Here is a 17,778-nt window from a genome sequence, read left to right as displayed (position 1 = left end):
GGAACTAGTCGACCGGCACCGAGTGCAGGATCGACTTGGCCAGCGCGGCATCGTTGCCGGCATCGGCCTCGGCGACCAGCCGGTGCGCGGCGACTGCAGTGAACAGGGCCTGCACGTCCTCCGGGCGCACGTGTTCGCGGCCGAGCAGCATCGCGTACGCGCGCGCGGCCCGCAGCAGGGCCAGCCCCGCCCTCGGCGACAGGCCGACCCGGACACCCGGGTGCTTGCGGCTGCGCGCCAACAGGGCCTGCACGTAACCGATCAGCGGTTCACTCGCGTGGACCTGACCGACCGCCGCGCGCGCCGCGATCACGTCGTCGGCGGTCAACAGCGGCCGCGCCTGGGCAATCAGCGAACGCCGATCGGTGCCCGCCAGCAGGTCGTGTTCGGCCTGCTCGCCGGGATAGCCCAGGGCCAGCCGCAGGAGGAAGCGGTCGAGCTGCGAATCCGGCAAGGGATACGTGCCGGACAGATCGACTGGGTTCTGCGTCGCGATCACGAAGAACGGCGTCGGCAACGCATGGCTGCTGCCGTCGACGGTGACCTGGTGCTCGGCCATTGCCTCCAGCAGCGCGCTTTGCGTGCGCGGCGGCGCGCGGTTGATCTCGTCGGCCAGCAGCACCTGGGTGAACACCGGGCCCGGGTGGAACTCGAAGCGCCGCGCCTGCGGATCGAACACCGAGACGCCGACGATATCGGCCGGCAACAGGTCGGAGGTGAACTGCACGCGCTGGAACTGCAAGCCGAGCGTCGCCGCCAGCGCATGGGCGAGGGTGGTCTTGCCGAGTCCCGGCAGGTCCTCGATCAGCAGGTGCCCGTCCGACAGCAGCGCGACGAACGCCAGCCGGACCTCGTGCGGCTTGCCGAGCACCAGCGAATTGACCTGGGTCTGCGCACCGTCAAGGGCGGCACGCAGATGGTCGGGTAGCATGCTTGCCGAATTGGGGGGTGCGGGCGATACCGCCATTCGTTGTTCTCCAGGTTGCCAGGCGCGACCGTGTCCATTCGAGTCTACCGAGGTCCCACGTCCATGCGGCAAACCCCACCGTCCGATTGGCAGCCCACCATGCAGGCACGGGACGCCCGCCGCCTGTTCTGGACGCTGTTCGCGCTGGTGTTGGCAACCAAGCTGCTGGTCGCGGCGCGGTTGCCGGTATTCGTCGACGAGGCGTTCTACTGGCTCGAAGGCCAGCACCTGGCGCCCGCCTATTCCGACCTGCCGGGGTTGACTGCATGGCTGGCGCGACTGGGAGTGACGCTGGGTGGCGACAACCCGCTTGGCTTGCGGCTGCCGTTCCTGCTGATCGCCGCGCTGGTGCCCTGGATGGCGATGCGGATCACCGCACGCGAATACGGCGAGACCTACGGCTGGCAGGCCGGCAGTTTCGCCCTGTTGCTGCCGTTGGCAGGCACCCTCGGGCTGTTGGCCCTGCCGGACGCGCCGATGGCGCTGGCCACGCTGCTGTGCGTCGACGCCGGCGCGCGGCTGCTGCGCCGGGTGTCCGCCGGGGCATCGCTGGAACTCGCGCTGGGACTGACCATCGGCGCGCTCAGCCATTACCGCTTCATCGCCGTGATCGGGGTCGGACTGGTCGCGCTGTTGTTGCTGGCCGACGGCCGCAAGCTGCTGCGCGACGCCCGGGTATGGACCGCGATTGCAATTGGCGCGGCCGCATGGACGCCGCTGGTCGCGTGGAACCTCGACAACGCCGACGCCGGCCTGCGCTTCCAACTGGTCGACCGCCACCCGTGGGCGTTCCATATCGAAGGCCTGTGGTTCATCGCGATCCAGGCCCTGCTGGTGACCCCGCTGCTGTTCGTGGCGCTGGCCGTGGCGGGGTGGCGCGGCAACAAGAGCGCGTCCCCCGCCTCGCGTTACTTCGCATTGTTGGGCGGGCTGGTGGTCCTGGGTTTCTTCGGACTGGGGTTCTTTGCCGATACCGAGCGGGTCAGCTTCCATTGGCCGCTGCCGGGCTACCTAGCGTTGCTGCCATTGCTGCCAGCGGTACTGGCGGCATGGCCGCGTTGGTTGCGCGTGGCGACGTGGGGGCTGGCCGGCCTCGGGCTGGTAGCGATGCTGGGCTATTACGTCGCGGTCTCCATCCCCGAAGTGCGCGCGCGCAGCGCCGCCGAGAAGTGGTACCCATCGAACTTCGCCGGATGGGGCGAACTGGCCGATACCGTGCGGCTGGTTCGCGCACAGATGCCTGTCGACACCCGGATCGTCGCCGGCGACTTCAAGCTCGGTGCCGAACTCGGCTTCGCCCTCGGCAACCCGCGGATCGAGGTGCTCGACCATCCGCTCAACCACAAGCACGGCCGCGCCCCGCAGTTGCGCCTGTGGGGATTGGAAAGCGATGGCCGGCGCGATCAGCCGGTGCTGCTGGTGGTGAACGCGACCGCGGTCAAGCTCAAGGAATTGCTGACCTACTACCAGGGGCTGTGCGATGCGGTCGGCGCGTTGCCGCCGGCGCGCGTGCTCAACGTCGACCATGGCCACCAGCGGTTCCTGTTGTTCTCGTTGCCACCGCAGCGACAAGCCGGTCCCTGCGTGACGCCCGCGCTCGCCTATGTCGATGCGCCTGCTTCCGGCGCAACCGTGGCGCCGGTATTCGACGTCCGCGGCTGGGCGATCAAGGACGGGGTCGGCATCTCGAAGGTGGTGGTGACCCTGGACGGGGTCGAGATGGCCACTGCGGACTACGGCACCGCCAACCCCGGTGTCGGCCGGACCTGGCCGACGTCGACCGATCCCAACCATCCCGATGTCGGCTTCGGCGCGCGTGTCGACGCTTCCGGGCTGGCGCCCGGCACCCATTGGCTGGGGCTGACCCTGCATGGCGCCGACGGCAGCGTGGAAACCTGGGCCGAGCAGCCGGTGAGGATCGTGCGCTGATGCGCACCGGTACAATCGAACGTTGGCCCCCGGTGCTTGCGGCATGAACGAATTGAAGCGCGCCTTTCCGGCATCGCCGGACGTCACTCCGCCGGGCAGTCGTCCGCCGCGGATCGCCGTGTTGATTCCGTGCTTCAACGAGGAAGTGGCGATCGGCCGGGTGATCGCCGACTTCCGTGAGTGTTTGCCGGACGCGGAAATCCACGTGTTCGACAACAACTCGACCGATGCCACCGCCGCCATCGCCCGCCGGGCCGGGGCATTGGTGCGCAGCGTTCCGCTGCAGGGCAAGGGCAATGTGGTCCGCCGGATGTTCGCCGATGTCGATGCCGACCTGTACCTGATGGTCGACGGCGACGACACCTACGATCCGGGCGCAGCGCCCGCGCTGGTCGCGCGCCTGGGCGAGGGCCTCGACATGGTGGTCGGCGAGCGCTGCAACAGCGAAGCCTCGGCCTACCGACCCGGGCACCGGTTCGGCAACAAGCTGCTGACCCGGTGCGTAGGGCTGCTGTTCGGCCGCACCTTCAACGACATGCTTTCGGGCTATCGCGGCTTTTCCCGGCGTTACGTCAAGTCCTTCCCGGCCCATGCGTCGGGATTCGACATCGAAACCGAACTGGCCGTGCACGCCCTGCAATTGCGCATGCCGGTGGCCGAAGTGAAGACGGATTACGGCGCCAGGCCCGAGGGTTCGGAAAGCAAGTTGCGGACCTACCACGATGGCCTGCGGATCCTGGTCACCATCCTGCGGCTGTGGAAGGTGGAACGGCCGCTGCTGTTCTTCTCGGTGGGCGCGGCGGCCTGTGCGCTGCTGTCGATCGTGCTCGCGGTGCCGTTGGTGGAAACCTATCTGCAGACGGGCCTGGTGCCGCGGTTCCCCACCGCGATCCTGTGCGCCGCACTGATGCTGCTGGGCGGGACGCTGGCCGCGGTCGGCCTGATCCTCGACACGGTGACCCACGGACGGCTGGAGTTGAAGCACCTGACCTACCTGGCGATCCCTCCGTTGCCGCGAACCGCTGTCGGCGCCGACAGCGTCGCGGCCCGGGAATCGAAGGGGTAGTTCGTGGGTGCAGCGGCAACCTTGGTGGCGCGCCTGCGCGGCGTGCTGGCCGGGTACTTCGAGTTCGATCGCCCGCGCAACGTGGCGATCGCCTGTGTGATGGTGGCGCTGCTGTACGGGCTGGTCTCGCTGGCCCTAGGGCAGGACCGCAACTGGGACCTGCGCAACTACCACCTGTACAACGCTTACGCCTGGTTGAACGACCGGTTGAGCCACGACCTGGCGGCCGCCCAGTTGCAGAGCTACTTCACGCCGTTGCTGGACGTGCCGTATTTCTGGATGGCCACCCGCTGGTCGGCGCCGTCGGCTGGGTTCGTGCTCGGGGCGTTCCATGGGTTGGCGTTCGCCGGCGCCGCGGCCGTTGCCTGGCGCGTGCTGGAACATCACCCACGGCGTTCGCGACTTGCGCCATTGCTGGCACTGGCAGGGTGCGCGGGCGCCGCCTTCCTGTCGGGTCTCGGCAACACGATGGGCGACAACGCCACCGCGGTGCCGGTGCTGGCTGCGATCTTCTTGCTGTTGCCGCAGTCCGGTAGCGACCGGGCCAATCCGCTGCCGCGGATCCTGCTGGCCGGGGTCCTGCTGGGCGCTGCCGTCGGTCTCAAACTGACCAACGCGCCGTATGCAGTCGGCATGGGCATGGCGGTCATGGCGTTTCCACCGACGCGGATGTCGCGACTGAAGGCCGTGGTCCTGCTGGCCGGCGGCGCCCTCGCAAGCTTCCTGGTCGTCGCCGGCCCGTGGTTCTGGAGCGTTTGGGAAACATTCGGCAACCCGCTGTTCCCGCAGTTCAATGCCGGTTTCCGTGCCCCGCTGGCACAACCGATCTCCGTTGCCGATTCCAAATGGGGACCGCAAGGATGGGCTGAGGCGTTGGCCTGGCCGCTGCTGTTCACCGTCGACCCGGACCGGGTCAGCAACAGTCCGCTGCCGCAAGTCATCTGGGCGGCGTTGTATCTGGTCGGCCTGGGCCGGTTGGGGTGGCTGCTGCTGCGCCGTTGGCGACGACCGTCTTCGCCACCGGTGGTGGCGAATCCCGCACTGGGATTCCTGCTGGTGTTCGTCCCGGTGTCGTTCGTGGCGTGGATGCTTGTGTTCGGTATCTACCGTTACCTGGTGGTGCTGGAGTTGCTGGCGCCGTTGCTGCTGTGGCTGGGTCTGAAGCCGGTATTCCCACGCGCGGCGCGCTACGTGGTGTTGGGATGTGTGTCGGTATCCCTGCTGGGATGGAACACCTGGGGACATGCCGGTTGGGGTGAACGGGGTTTCTCGGTGCAGGTGCCCGAGTTGCGGGGTCCGGAGGCGACGACGACGGTGGCGCTGGTCGGTGGCGCGCCGATGGCCTGGATGGTCCCGTTCCTGCCGGGCGAGTTCGCCTTCGTGTCACTGGCGTCCAATTTCCCGGAGTCGCCGGCCTACGTGGCCCGCGTGCGGGAGATGATGGTTGATCGTGGCGGGGACAACTACGCGATCATTCCCGCCGCCGTCGACAAGCGGGTCGCGCGCATGCGGCGGATCGATTCGATTCTTGCGTCGCTGGGGATGTCCGGAGGCGCGGGCGACTGCGGCACGCTGAACTGGCTGATCGAACGCGCCGGATTCGACGCGCAGGTGGCTCGGGTGCCTACCGGTGGCGGCGATGCCTGTCGCCTCGAGGTGCCGCCAGCGCGCAGGCTGGATCTCGTCGCGGAGAACCTTGCGCTGGCGAACAATGCTGAGCAGGCCGTTCGCGGTTACGGGATGCGCCTTGACGTCGAAGGCTGCCGTGTGTACGAGGCCTATATCGGCGGTGACGCGTTGCCCTATCAATGGTGTCCACTGGAGTTGGCTGGCGCGCCGTGAGGCGCAGCGGGCGTCGCTCAGGGCACCATGAAGCCCGCCTCGCGCAGCAACCGGGCGGTTTCGATCAGCGGCAGGCCGACCAGTGCGGTCGGGTCGCGGCTTTCGATCGATTCGAACAGGCTGATGCCGAGGCCTTCGCACTTGAAGCTGCCGGCGCAGTCGAGCGGCTGTTCGGCATCGACGTAGCGGGCAATCTCGTCGGCGCGCAACATCCGAAACCGCACTGTCGTGGTGTCCAGTGCCGTCAGAAGGCGCTCGCCGCAACACAAGCCCAAACCGGTGCGGAACGCCACCGTGCGGCCGGACATCGCCGTCAGCTGGGCGATGGCGCCCTCGCGGTTACCAGGCTTGCCGAGGCAGCGGCCATCGAGTTCTGCGACCTGGTCGGAACCTATCACCCAGGCGTCAGGTTCGCGTTCGGCGATCGCGCGGGCCTTCGCGATCGCCAGGCGTCGGGCCAGTTCGTCGGGGGGGTCGCCAGGCGACGGGCTCTCGTCGGTCTCGGGTCGGGCGGTTTCGAACGGCAACCGCAACCGGGCCAGCAACTCGCGCCGATAAATCGAGGTGGACGCCAGGATCAAGCGGGACGGCGATGCCATATTCAGGTCACGGGCGCGCGGGCGCGTTCGATCCGCAGCAACTGCTGCTCGATCCGGGTGCGGGCCTCATCAATCGAAGTGCGCACTTGTTGCAGCTCGTCGATCTGGGCTTGCTCGCCGTGTTCACGCAGCCACAGTCGCTGGCGCAGCATCTCGCGCATGGCGTCCTGCACGGGGTCCTCGATATGGTCGCCGGCGACCGCCTCGATCTCCGAGCGGGCCAGTCGCAAGCGGGCCTCCAGCGCGTCGGCCGAATCCAGCAGTTGCCGCATCGCCCGTTGGCGACGGCTGCCGCGACGCCGCGCAATCGCGATAATGAACAGGACCGCGGCCACAAGGATGGCCACGCCCAGGACGGTCAGAAGGGAAGCGTTCACGATATCGACGGGCGAGGGTGAACGGCCAGTCTGCCGCGACGGGCGGGGGTGGGCAAATGCCGGTGGGTGGTGGCGTCCGGAAGTGACGGGCGGACGCGGCCGGATCCCGGACCGCAACGGGCGGCAGCCACGCTTGCCAAGGTTTGACAGGTCTGGGTCCGATCCTTAACATTCCCCGGCTTATGTCCGTCGACGTGCCCAAAGTGCCGGTACCCGAAGTCCTGGATGCCTCGCGCATGGTGGCCTCGCGTCGTGGCGTCGAGGGCCGGGTGCCGTTGGCGTCGCTGACGCGACTGCGCGACAGTCTGGTCGATACCGAGGGCGAGGTGGTCTATTCGCTCGACTTCGGCACCGACGAGTTGAAAGTGCCGTTCGTCGAATTGCGGGTCGACGCCAGCTTGCCGTTGTTGTGCCAGCGCAGCCTGGAGCGGTTCGAGTTTCCGGTCGCGATCGAGCAGCGGCTCGGCCTGATCCGCGACGAAGCCGATGAGGCCGCGTTGCCCGAAGGCTACGAGGCGTTGTTGATGCCCGAGGACGGCATGTTGAAGCCGATCGAACTGGTCGAGGACGAGTTGATCCTCGCCCTTCCGGTGATCCCGGTGAAGCCGGGCACGGAGGCGATGGAGCGCGACTGGCCGGCCGAGGAGGCCGAGGTGGCGCGCGTCAATCCGTTCGCGGCGCTGTCGGCATTGAAGAACACCCCGGACGGGTCGAAGTAACGTTTTTCGTACCGTCCACCGAATCAACGTTTTTAGGTTTTCCCTGGAGTAAGACCATGGCTGTCCAGAAGTCCCGCGTTTCCCCGTCCAAGCGTGGCATGCGTCGCGCCCACGACTCGCTGTCCAGCAAGCAGCTGGCGACCGACCCGACCACCGGCGAGACCCACATCCGCCACCACGTCACCGCCGACGGCTACTACCGTGGCAAGAAGGTGATCGACACCCAGTCGAAGGTCGCCGACGAAGAGTAAGCTTCGTCGCGCCCGCAGGTTTTTGCGGGCGCTCCCGCGTACGCGGTTGCCGCTGATCGGGTCGCCTGGCTGGTCTGACTGGATTTTCTGCGGCGGCCGCATGGCGCCGCGGAGCGCCGCGGCCGACTGCGGGAAGCCTCCATCGCCAGCACGCTGGCGTTCGTGCCATGGCCTTTCGCCGCGGGAGCTGCAATGACCGACCGTATCTATTCCCGCATTGCGGGCACCGGCAGCTACTTGCCGGAGAAAGTGCTGACCAACGACGACCTGTCGAAGATCGTCGACACCACCGACGAGTGGATCGCGACCCGCACCGGCATCCGCGAGCGCCACGTCGCCGCCGAGGGCGAGACCACCGGTGACCTGGCCTACCACGCCGCGATGCGTGCGCTGGAAGCGGCCGGCGTCGATGCCTCCGAGCTCGACCTGATCGTGCTCGGCACCACCACCCCAGACATCATCTTTCCGTCGACCGCGTGCCTGCTACAGCACCGGCTCGGTGCCAACGGCTGCCCGGCGTTCGACGTCAACGCCGCCTGCTCGGGCTTCGTCTACGCGTTGACGGTGGCCGACAAGTTCATCCGCAGCGGCGCCGCGAAGACCGCGCTGGTGGTCGGGGCCGAGACCCTGACCCGGATGCTGGACTGGAGCGACCGCTCGACCTGCGTGCTGTTCGGCGACGGTGCCGGTGCGGTGGTGCTCAAGGCCGACACCGAAACCGGCATCCTCAGCACCCACCTACATGCCGACGGCGGCAAGAAGGAGCTGCTGTGGAACCCGGTGGGCGTGTCGGTCGGCTTCAAACCCGAGGAACACAACGCCGGGGTCAAGGTGCTGATGACCGGCAACGACGTGTTCAAGCATGCGGTCAAGGCGCTGGACTCGGTGGTCGAGGAAGCGCTGGAGGCCAACGGCCTGGATCGCCACGAGGTCGACTGGCTGATTCCACACCAGGCCAACCTGCGGATCATCGAGGCGACCGCCAAGCGCCTGGACATGCCGATGGAGCGGGTCATCGTGACCGTCGACAAGCACGGCAACACCTCTTCGGGCTCGGTGCCGCTGGCGCTGGACGAGGCGGTGCGTTCGGGCCGGGTGCAGCGCGGGCAACTGGTGCTGCTGGAGGCCTTTGGTGGCGGCTTCACCTGGGGCTCGGCGCTGCTGCGCTACTGATCCGCCCCTTCCAGGCCTGGAAGGAACGCCTCCGGTCGCCACGCCGGGGGCGTTTTCGCATCTGACGCGGAGGCCGGACTGTACGCCGCGGTACAGACGGCCCGGGGCGTTCGCTCGTATCATGGCGCGTTCATTCCGCAGGGGCCGTCGTGTGAGCGATCCTCAACACATCGACCAGCAACTACACACCGACCAGAAGCCGGATCCGCAACTGGCCTTCGTGTTCCCCGGCCAGGGTTCGCAGTCGCTCGGCATGCTCGCCGAGTTGGCGCAGGCCAACCCGCTCATCGCCGAGACGTTTGCCGAAGCCAGCAATGGCGCGGACACCGACCTGTGGGCGCTGAGCCAGTCCGGACCGGACGCGCAACTCAACCAGACCGAGTTCACCCAGCCTGCGCTGCTGGCTGCCGGTGTCGCGGTGTGGCGGTTGTGGCAGGCCCGTGGCGGTGCGCTGCCGGCGCGACTGGCCGGTCACAGCCTCGGTGAATACAGCGCGTTGGTCGCCGCCGGCGTGCTGGCCTTGGACGATGCCGCCCGCCTGGTGCGGCTGCGCGGGCAGTTGATGCAGGACGCCGCACCGGCCGGGACCGGCGCGATGGCGGCCGTGCTCGGCGCCGAAGATGCGCTGGTGCGCGAAGTCTGCGAAGCGGCTTCAGGCAAGGAAGTGGTGGTGCCGGCCAACTACAACTCGCCCGGTCAGATCGTCATCGGCGGCCACGCCGCGGCGGTCGACAAGGCACTGACCGTGCTGGCCGAGCGTGGCGTGCGCAAGGCGGTCAAGCTGGCCGTCAGCGTGCCCTCGCATACGCCGTTGATGCGCGACGCCGCCGACAAGCTGGCCGAAGCGATGGCCGGCATCGAATGGTCGGCGCCGCGCTTGCCAGTGGTGCAGAACGTCGATGCGCAGGTGCAGGTCGATACCGACGCGATCCGCGACGCACTGGTGCGGCAGCTATACCTGCCGGTGCAGTGGACCGGCTGCGTGCAGGCGCTGGTCGCCGGCGGTGCAGGCCGGGTCGCCGAGTGCGGCCCCGGCAAGGTGCTGGCAGGGCTGGTCAAGCGCATCGACAAGTCGGTGGATGCACGTGCGCTCGGGACACCGGCAGACTTCGACGCGGCGTTGCAAGACTGGAAATGATCACAAGCCTGTAGGAGCGGCTTCAGCCGCGATCCGCAATCGGCACGAGCGATCAAGCATCCGATCGCGGCTGAAGCCGCTCCTACAAATGCAGGAAGGACTTACATGAGCAACTTACCCCTCACCGGAGAAATCGCCCTCGTCACCGGCGCCAGCCGTGGCATCGGTGCGGCGATCGCCGACGAACTGGCCGCGCAGGGCGCGACCGTCATCGGCACCGCCACCTCCGAGGCCGGCGCCAAGGCGATCGGCGAGCGCCTGTCGGCCGGTGGCGGCCACGGCCGCGTGCTCGACGTTGCCGCCCCGGATTCGATCACCACGCTGGTCGACGCCATCGGCAAGGACATCGGCGCGATCTCGATCCTCGTCAACAATGCCGGCATCACCCGCGACAACCTGCTGATGCGGATGAAGGACGAGGACTGGCAGGCGATCATCGACACCAACCTGACCAGCGTGTTCCGCACCTCCAAGGCGGTGATGCGCTCGATGATGAAAGCGCGCCGTGGCCGCATCGTCAACATCGCCTCGGTGATCGGCGTGACCGGCAATGCCGGCCAGGCCAACTACGCCGCGGCCAAGGCCGGCATCATCGCCTTCAGCAAGTCGCTGGCGAAGGAGATCGGTTCGCGCGGGGTCACGGTGAACGTGGTCGCCCCGGGCTTCATCGACACCGACATGACCCGCGCGCTGCCGGAAGACGCCAAGGACGCGATGCTCGGCCAGATCGCTCTCGGCCGCTTCGGCGAGCCGGCCGACATCGCCCGCGCGGTGGCGTTCCTGGCCGGGCCGTCGGCGGCCTATATCACCGGCGAGACCCTGCACGTCAACGGCGGCATGTACATGGCCTGAGCCAACAGGCATTTCTGCGACACCGGGGCTTTCGCGACTACTCGCAAAGCCCCCGATTCCACTACACTATTCCATCGAATATCCCGTCCGGGAGGAGTGAACCAATGAGCAGCATCGAAGAGCGCGTCAAGAAGATCGTGATTGAACAGCTGGGCGTGAAGGAAGAAGACGTCACCAACAATGCCTCGTTCGTCGACGATCTGGGTGCCGATTCTCTCGACACCGTCGAGCTGGTGATGGCGCTGGAAGAAGAGTTCGAGTGCGAGATTCCGGACGAGGAAGCCGAGAAGATCACCTCGGTGCAGCAGGCGATCGATTACGTCAAGGCTCACGTCAAGGCGTAATCCGCTTGCGGTACGGTCACAGTGGCGCGGAGCATTCCGCTGCCGCCGGGGCCGGTATCCAGCCATGGACCCGGGGCCGCATCGTGCGGCCCTGCGTCTTTCACAACCTGTAACGTCCGTCGTACATCTTCAGGCGCGGGCCGGTCGACAATCCGGTCGCGTTCGCAAGCGGAGCCCTCCATGTCCAATCGTCCGGCCTCCTTCAACCGGCGCGTCGTCGTCACCGGCCTCGGCCTCGTGTCGCCACTCGGCAACGACCTCGTCAGCAGCTGGGACGGCATCGTCAACGGCCGCTCCGGCATCGGCCCGATCACCCATTTCGACGCCACCAATTTCGTGACCCGGATTGCCGGCGAGATCCGCGACTTCGACGTCACCAAATGGGTGCCGGCGAAGGACGCGAAGAAGATGGACAGCTTCATCCATTACGGCGTCGGCGCCTCGCTGATGGCGATCGAGGATGCCGGGCTGGAGATCAATGACGGCAACGCCGAGCGCATCGGCGCGCTGATCGGCTCGGGCATCGGCGGCATCCTCGGCATCGAGGAGCAGACCGCCAAGTACCTCGAAGGCGGCCCGCGCAAGATCTCGCCGTTCTACGTGCCCAGCACCATCATCAACATGTTGCCCGGCCAGGTTTCGCTGCTGACCGGCATCAAGGGCCCCAATTTTTCCGCGGTGTCGGCCTGCGCCACCTCCAACCATTCGATCGGCATGGCGATGCGGATGATCCAGTATGGCGACGCCGACGTGATGCTGGCCGGCGGTGCCGAGCGCGGTTCCTCGCCGACCTCGGTCGGCGGCTTCTGCTCGATGAAAGCGATGTCGACCCGCAACGACGACCCGACCGCCGCTTCGCGTCCGTGGGACAAGGAGCGCGACGGCTTCGTCCTTGGCGACGGCGCCGGCGTGCTGGTGCTGGAGGAGTACGAACACGCCAAGGCCCGCGGCGCGCGCATCTACTGCGAGCTGGCCGGCTTCGGCGCGACCTCCGATGCGTTCCACATGACCGCCCCCAGCGAGAACGGCGAAGGCCCGGCGCGCTGCATGGCGATGGCATTCAAGGACGCCGGGATCAACCCCGAGGACATCGGCTACCTCAACGCCCACGGCACGTCGACCCCGCTGGGCGATCTTGCCGAGACCCTGGCGATCAAGCGCGCGCTCGGCGACCACGCCTACAAGACCATGGTCAGCTCGACCAAGTCGATGACCGGCCACCTGCTCGGCGCGGCCGGCGGTGCCGAGGCGATCTTCTCGGTGCTGGCGCTGCACGAAGGAATCATCCCGCCGACGATCAACCTCGACCAGCCGGGCGAGGGCTGCGACCTCGATTACGTGCCCAACACCGCGCGCGAGGCGAAGGTCGATGTCACGGTTTCGAACGGCTTCGGCTTCGGCGGCACCAATGGCACCCTGGTGTTCAAGCGGATCTGACCGTCGCGGCAGCCATGGCGACGCGGTGAACCGATGCTGCTGACCCGCGCACTGCCGCCGGGCGTCGACCTGCTGGACATCCATCGGCAGGCGCCGATGCTTTATCCATTGTTGCTGGAGTCCAGCGCCGCCGGCACCGCCCAGGGCCGCTGGGACCTGCTGTTGATGGCTGATGGCGGGTCGTTGCGGCTCGACCCCGACGGCGTGACCCGAGACCAGGATGGCCGCGAACACGGCGAGGATTTCCTGCGCGCGCTCGACGCGGCGTGGCAGGCCGCGCGTACGCCGCGCGACGAACCGCGCTGGCCGTTCCGTGGCGGCTGGGCGCTGCTGCTCGGCTATGAACTGGCCGCCCAGGTCGAGCCGGTGTTGCAACTTCCGCCGGCACCGGGCGGACTGCCGGTAGCGCTGGCCCTGCGGTGCCCGGCCGCAATTTTGCGCGACCACGTCAGCGGCGAATGCATTGCCGTGGTCGAACGCGATCGCGAGGATTTGCTGGACACCCTGGTGGTCGATGCCGGACGAGCGGGCGACATCGGCGCGTTGCCCGCCTGGAAGTCCCCGGCCGCGCTCGAAGAAGACGCCCCGCAACGCTACGTCGACGGCGTCATTCGCGTGCTGGACTACCTTGCCGCCGGCGACGTGTTCCAGGCCAACCTGTCGCGCGGCTGGCGCGCCCGTTTCGACGCGCCGCTGCAGCCCGCCGCGCTGTTCCGACGATTGCGCGAGAACAACCCGGCACCGTTCGCCGGGCTGTTCGCCGGCGCCACCGCCACCGGTGCCGACTGGGCCGTGGTCAGCGCCTCGCCGGAGCGGCTGGTGTCGATCCGCGGCGACGTGGTCGAGACCCGACCGATCGCGGGCACCCGCCCGCGCGCGCCCGGCGACGACGACGGCGCCCGCATCAGCGAACTGGTCGGCCATCCCAAGGAACGCGCCGAACACGTGATGCTGATCGACCTGGAGCGCAACGACCTCGGTCGTGTCTGCACCGCGGGCAGCGTCGAGGTCGACGAGCTGATGACGGTCGAAAGCTACGCCCACGTCCACCACATCGTCAGCAACGTGCGCGGTCGGCTGCGTCCCGAAGTGACTCCCGGCGAGGTGATCCGCGCGACCTTCCCCGGCGGCACGATCACCGGCTGCCCGAAGGTGCGTTGCATGCAGATCATCGCCGAGCTGGAAGGCGAGGGCCGCGGCGCCTACACCGGTGCGATCGGTTGGCTCAACCGCGACGGCGACCTCGACCTCAACATCCTGATCCGCAGCGCCGAGGTCGAGGGCGGCACGCTGCGATTCCGCACCGGCGCCGGCATCGTCGCCGACTCCGATCCGCAACGCGAGCTCGACGAGACCCGGGCCAAGGCGCGCGGCATGCTGCGCGCGCTGGGCGTGGCGGATGCGGACCATGGCAAGCATGGCGCCGGATAACGCCGCTGCATCGCCGGAAGGTCCGGGCCGTGAATCCTGGATATTCGTTGGCGAGCGCCGGGCGCCGGCGATCGCGCCGGACGATCGCGCGCTGGCCTATGGCGATGGCCTGTTCGAAACCATGCGGGCCTGCCGCGGCGAAGTGGCGTGGTGGGACGCGCACTGGTCGCGGTTGGAGCGCGGCGCCGCCCGCCTGGGACTGGCGTTGCCGTCGCAGGCACGCGTCCGCCGCGAAGCCGGCCAGTTGCTCCACGGCCGCGATGGCGTGCTCAAGCTGCAGCTCAGTCGCGGCAGCGGTGGCCGCGGCTATGCGCCCCCGCTTGCACCCGAGCCGACCTGGATCCTGTCGCGCCACCCACTGCCGTCGTCGCGTCCTGCCGGCCTGACCTTGCGCTGGTGCGACACGCGCCTGGCGTTGCAGCCGGCGCTGGCCGGCATCAAACATTGCAACCGGCTCGAACAGGTGCTGGCCCGCGCCGAATGGCAAATCCCCGGCGCAATCGACGGTGATGCCGACGAAGGCCTGATGCGCAGCACCGACGGCGACGTGGTCTGCGCCACTGCCGCCAACCTGTTCGTGCTGCACGGCGAGCGCTGGCGAACGCCGCCCGTCGACCGCTGCGGTGTCGCCGGCGTGTGTCGCCAGTGGCTGTTCGATCGTTTCGAGATCGAACAGGCGCCCCTGTCGGTGGCCGATGTCGAAACTGCCGACGCCATCGTCCTGACCAACGCCGTGCGCGGTATCCTGCCGGTCGCGCAGCTGGGCTCGCTACGCTGGGCAGCGCACCCGCGCGTGGCCGAATGGCGGCGATGCCTGGCCGAAGCCAACCCGGCATTCGCCGAGCCTTGCGCCGATCCATCGAATCCACCGGAGATGCCGTGACCCGCACCCGCAAATCCCGCTTCGGCGCATTGTTCCTTCTGCTGTTGATCGTCGCGGCGGCGGCGGCCGGTTACTGGGCATGGCAGCGCTACAGCGCGTTTGCCGACACGCCGATTTCCGGACTGGAGCAGGGCAACAGCGTGGTGATCGCGCCGGGCGACTCGCTGGCCGCGGTGCTCGGCAAGCTGCGCGACGCCGGCGTGCGCGAAGGCGAGGATGTCGAATGGCGGGTGCTCGCACGGGAACTGGGTGCGGCCGCGAACCTGCACGTCGGCGAGTACGCGCTGGACCCCGGCACCACCCCGCGAGAACTGCTGCTGGCGATGCGCGCCGGTGACATCATCCAGCACCGCTTCACCATCGTCGAAGGCTGGAACATCCGCGAGTTGCGCGCCGCGCTGGACGCCGCGGAGCCGTTGCTGCACGAGTCGACCGGACTCGACGCCGACGGATTGATGGCGGCGATCGGACATACGGGCGAGCATCCGGAGGGCCGCTTCCTGCCGGAAACCTACATGTACGCTCGTGGCGACAGCGACCTCGGCCTGCTGCGTCGCGCCTACGTCGCCAGCGAGCAGGCGCTCGCCGCCGCGTGGGAACAACGCGACCCCGACAGCCCGTTGCAAACCCCGTACGAGATGCTGATCCTGGCCTCGATCGTCGAGAAGGAAACCGGCATCGCCGAGGAGCGGCCGCAGATCGCCGGGCTGTTCGAGCGGCGCCTCGACATCGGCATGCGGCTGCAGACCGACCCGACCGTGATCTACGGCATCGGCGAAGCCTACGACGGCAACATCCGTCGCAGCCACCTGACCACCGACACCCCATACAACACCTACACCCGCGCGGGCCTGCCGCCGACGCCGATCGCGATGCCCGGGGTCGATGCGCTCAACGCGGTCGCCAATCCGGCGCGGGGCACGGCGCTGTACTTCGTCGCGATCGGCGACGGCAGCGGCCGCCACCTGTTCGCGGACTCGCTGGCCGAGCACCAGGCCAACGTGCGCAAGTACCTCAGGAACTACCGGCAGGCTCGCCGACAGAATCAGCGGGACACCGAGTGAGCCTGCAAACGCAACCCCGGCTGGTGACCCTGGAAGGTGGCGAGGGTGCCGGCAAGTCGACCGTGCTGGCGGCCCTGCGCGATGCCCTGCTGGCCGCGGGCGACGAAGTGGTGTGCACGCGCGAGCCCGGGGGCACCCCGCTGGCGGAACAGATACGCGGGTTGCTGCTCGACACCCGCCACGAACCGCCGGCGCCGGAAACCGAATTGCTGCTGATGTTCGCCGCCCGCGCCCAGCACGTGCGCGAGACTATCCTGCCGGCGCTGCGCCGCGGCGCCTGGGTGCTCAGCGACCGCTTCACCGATGCCAGCTACGCCTACCAGGGCGCGGCGCGCGGCGGCGATGTCGAGCTCATCGCGCAACTGGAGCAACGCGTGGTCGGGATCAACCCCGGCCTGACCCTGCTGCTGGACGTGCCGGTCGAGATCGGCCTGCAGCGTGCCCGCGGCCGCGGCGACGCCGACCGCATCGAGTCGGAGTCCGATGATTTCTTCGAACGCGTCCGCGCCGGCTACCGCGCCCGCGCCACAGCCGAACCGGAACGCTTCCGGGTGATCGACGCCAGCCAGCCGGCCGCGGTGGTCGCTGCGCAGGCGGTCGCACAGTTGCATGCGCATCGGGAAACGCTGCGATGACCACGTTCGCGCCGTGGCAACAGCGCATCTACGAGCAGGCCGCCGCGGCAATCGATGGCGGTCGTCTCGGCCACGGCCTGCTGTTCTGCGGTCCGGCGCGGCTGGGCAAATACGCGGTCGCCAAGCGGCTCGCGCAGCGGCTGCTGTGCAAGGACCGGACACCCGACGGCGAACCCTGCGGAAACTGCCGCAGTTGCCGTCTGTTCGCGGTGCGCTCGCAGACCGACCCGGTCGAACTGCGGCCGGATGGGTCGCTGGCGCATCCCGGCGGCCATACCGGGCACCCCGACTTCCTCCAGATCGGCTACGGCATCAACCTCAAGGCCAAGCCGCCGAAGTCGCGCAGCGAAATCGTGATCGAGCAGGTGCGCAAGCTGTCGGAACAAATGGCGCTGACCCCGCAGTACGGCGAAATCAAGATCGCGATCATCGAACCGGCTGACGCGATCAACCACGCCGCCGCCAACGCCTTGCTGAAGACCCTCGAAGAACCGGTCCCGGGCCGCTACCTGTGGCTGGTCAGCGCCCAGCCGAGCCGGCTGCCGGCGACCATCCGCAGCCGCTGCCAGAACCTCGAGTTCCGCCTGCCGCCGCGCGCGCCGGCGCTGGAATGGTTGCAGCAACAGGGCCACGCCGAGGCCGAGGCCCGCGAAGCGCTGGATGCCGCGCGCGGTCATCCCGGCCTTGCCCACGGCTGGCTTCAGGACGGCGGACTGGCGTTGCGCCGCGCGGTCGCCGCCGACCTGGACGGGCTGGCCAAGGGCCGAGTGGCGGTGGTCGAGACCGCCCAGCGCTGGGTCGCCGACGACCTGTCCGATCAGCGTCTGCGCTTTGCCGCCGATCTCGCGGTGGCGGAGGCCGCCAACCGCTTGACCGACCCGCTGCGCGCGCGCAGTCTGGCCACATGGTTCGACCGGGCCAACCGTGCGCGCGAATTGCTGCGCAGCACGGTGCGCGCCGACCTGGTCGTGGTGGAATTGTTGATGGCCTGGCGCGCGGGTGATGCGCGCCGGACGGCGGGACGCGGCGAATGAGGCAGGAAACGATGCAGGAATCACTCCGGGACGCATT

At 68.4% G+C, this 17,778-nt stretch carries 18 protein-coding genes; 15 read left to right on the top strand and 3 right to left on the bottom strand.

Annotated features, from left to right (window positions below):
* Nucleotides 1-4 precede the first annotated feature (4 nt).
* Nucleotides 5-967, bottom strand: coding sequence for an AAA family ATPase (locus SNE34_RS04695; RefSeq protein WP_425604452.1), 963 nt, complete (start codon nucleotides 965-967; stop codon nucleotides 5-7).
* Between the two features lie 99 nt (nucleotides 968-1,066).
* Here SNE34_RS04695 and SNE34_RS04690 point away from each other — a divergent pair, with 99 nt between their 5' ends.
* From SNE34_RS04690 to SNE34_RS04680, 3 genes are read left to right on the top strand one after another with little or no spacing between them, the layout of a single operon-like run.
* Entirely contained in the window at nucleotides 1,067-2,896 is a 1,830-nt protein-coding gene (locus tag SNE34_RS04690) for a glycosyltransferase family 39 protein (protein WP_332615164.1), read from the top strand.
* Nucleotides 2,897-2,939: 43 nt separating this feature from the next.
* On the top strand, nucleotides 2,940-3,962 hold the full coding sequence (locus tag SNE34_RS04685; RefSeq protein WP_332615162.1) for a glycosyltransferase family 2 protein: 1,023 nt from the start codon (nucleotides 2,940-2,942) through the stop codon (nucleotides 3,960-3,962).
* A 3-nt stretch (nucleotides 3,963-3,965) separates the two neighbouring features.
* Nucleotides 3,966-5,804, top strand: a complete 1,839-nt coding sequence (locus SNE34_RS04680) for a hypothetical protein (protein WP_332615160.1) — start codon at nucleotides 3,966-3,968, stop codon at nucleotides 5,802-5,804.
* 17 nt (nucleotides 5,805-5,821) lie between these two features.
* On the opposite strand, the gene SNE34_RS04675 is transcribed toward SNE34_RS04680, so the two are convergent.
* Both SNE34_RS04675 and SNE34_RS04670 read right to left on the bottom strand, forming a co-directional pair.
* A complete protein-coding gene (locus SNE34_RS04675; protein WP_332615158.1) occupies nucleotides 5,822-6,403 on the bottom strand; it encodes a Maf family protein in 582 nt (193 codons plus the stop codon).
* A 2-nt stretch (nucleotides 6,404-6,405) separates the two neighbouring features.
* Entirely contained in the window at nucleotides 6,406-6,780 is a 375-nt protein-coding gene (locus SNE34_RS04670; RefSeq protein WP_332615157.1) for a hypothetical protein, read from the bottom strand.
* Between the two features lie 182 nt (nucleotides 6,781-6,962).
* On the opposite strand from SNE34_RS04670, the gene SNE34_RS04665 reads away from it, so the two are divergent.
* The 12 genes from SNE34_RS04665 (at nucleotide 6,963) to SNE34_RS04610 (ending at nucleotide 17,741) form a co-directional block, all read left to right on the top strand.
* Nucleotides 6,963-7,499: a YceD family protein gene (locus SNE34_RS04665; protein ID WP_332615155.1), complete on the top strand. Its 537-nt coding sequence runs from the start codon at nucleotides 6,963-6,965 to the stop codon at nucleotides 7,497-7,499.
* A gap of 56 nt (nucleotides 7,500-7,555) precedes the next feature.
* Nucleotides 7,556-7,750, top strand: coding sequence for a 50S ribosomal protein L32 (rpmF, locus tag SNE34_RS04660; protein ID WP_332615154.1), 195 nt, complete (start codon nucleotides 7,556-7,558; stop codon nucleotides 7,748-7,750).
* A 192-nt stretch (nucleotides 7,751-7,942) separates the two neighbouring features.
* Nucleotides 7,943-8,923, top strand: a complete 981-nt coding sequence (locus SNE34_RS04655) for a beta-ketoacyl-ACP synthase III (RefSeq protein ID WP_332615153.1) — start codon at nucleotides 7,943-7,945, stop codon at nucleotides 8,921-8,923.
* Nucleotides 8,924-9,134: 211 nt separating this feature from the next.
* Complete coding sequence (gene fabD, locus SNE34_RS04650) at nucleotides 9,135-10,061, top strand: ACP S-malonyltransferase (RefSeq protein WP_332615700.1); 927 nt, start codon at nucleotides 9,135-9,137, stop codon at nucleotides 10,059-10,061.
* 105 nt (nucleotides 10,062-10,166) lie between these two features.
* Nucleotides 10,167-10,913 (top strand): 3-oxoacyl-ACP reductase FabG, encoded by a 747-nt coding sequence (fabG, locus tag SNE34_RS04645; protein WP_332615152.1) that lies wholly within the window; start codon nucleotides 10,167-10,169, stop codon nucleotides 10,911-10,913.
* A 104-nt stretch (nucleotides 10,914-11,017) separates the two neighbouring features.
* Entirely contained in the window at nucleotides 11,018-11,257 is a 240-nt protein-coding gene (gene acpP, locus SNE34_RS04640) for an acyl carrier protein (RefSeq protein WP_332615151.1), read from the top strand.
* Between the two features lie 180 nt (nucleotides 11,258-11,437).
* Nucleotides 11,438-12,694, top strand: coding sequence for a beta-ketoacyl-ACP synthase II (gene fabF, locus SNE34_RS04635; protein WP_332615150.1), 1,257 nt, complete (start codon nucleotides 11,438-11,440; stop codon nucleotides 12,692-12,694).
* Nucleotides 12,695-12,727: 33 nt separating this feature from the next.
* Entirely contained in the window at nucleotides 12,728-14,125 is a 1,398-nt protein-coding gene (locus SNE34_RS04630; protein ID WP_332615148.1) for an aminodeoxychorismate synthase component I, read from the top strand.
* The gene (pabC, locus tag SNE34_RS04625; RefSeq protein ID WP_332615147.1) at nucleotides 14,103-15,008 is read left to right on the top strand and encodes an aminodeoxychorismate lyase; all 906 of its coding nucleotides are present in this window, start codon (nucleotides 14,103-14,105) and stop codon (nucleotides 15,006-15,008) included. The genes SNE34_RS04630 and pabC overlap by 23 nt, the downstream gene beginning before the upstream one ends.
* Complete coding sequence (mltG, locus tag SNE34_RS04620) at nucleotides 15,005-16,072, top strand: endolytic transglycosylase MltG (RefSeq protein ID WP_332615145.1); 1,068 nt, start codon at nucleotides 15,005-15,007, stop codon at nucleotides 16,070-16,072. Before pabC ends, mltG begins: the two co-directional genes overlap by 4 nt.
* Complete coding sequence (tmk, locus tag SNE34_RS04615) at nucleotides 16,069-16,707, top strand: dTMP kinase (RefSeq protein WP_332615143.1); 639 nt, start codon at nucleotides 16,069-16,071, stop codon at nucleotides 16,705-16,707. Before mltG ends, tmk begins: the two co-directional genes overlap by 4 nt.
* Nucleotides 16,704-17,741, top strand: a complete 1,038-nt coding sequence (locus SNE34_RS04610) for a DNA polymerase III subunit delta' (protein WP_332615141.1) — start codon at nucleotides 16,704-16,706, stop codon at nucleotides 17,739-17,741. Before tmk ends, SNE34_RS04610 begins: the two co-directional genes overlap by 4 nt.
* The last annotated feature ends 37 nt before the right edge of the window (nucleotides 17,742-17,778 follow it).

This window comes from Novilysobacter erysipheiresistens (genome assembly GCF_036663935.1).
Taxonomy (GTDB): Bacteria; Pseudomonadota; Gammaproteobacteria; order Xanthomonadales; family Xanthomonadaceae; genus Novilysobacter; species Novilysobacter erysipheiresistens.
Note: the sequence above shows the minus strand (reverse complement) of the source record. Positions and strands in the feature narration are given on the sequence as shown.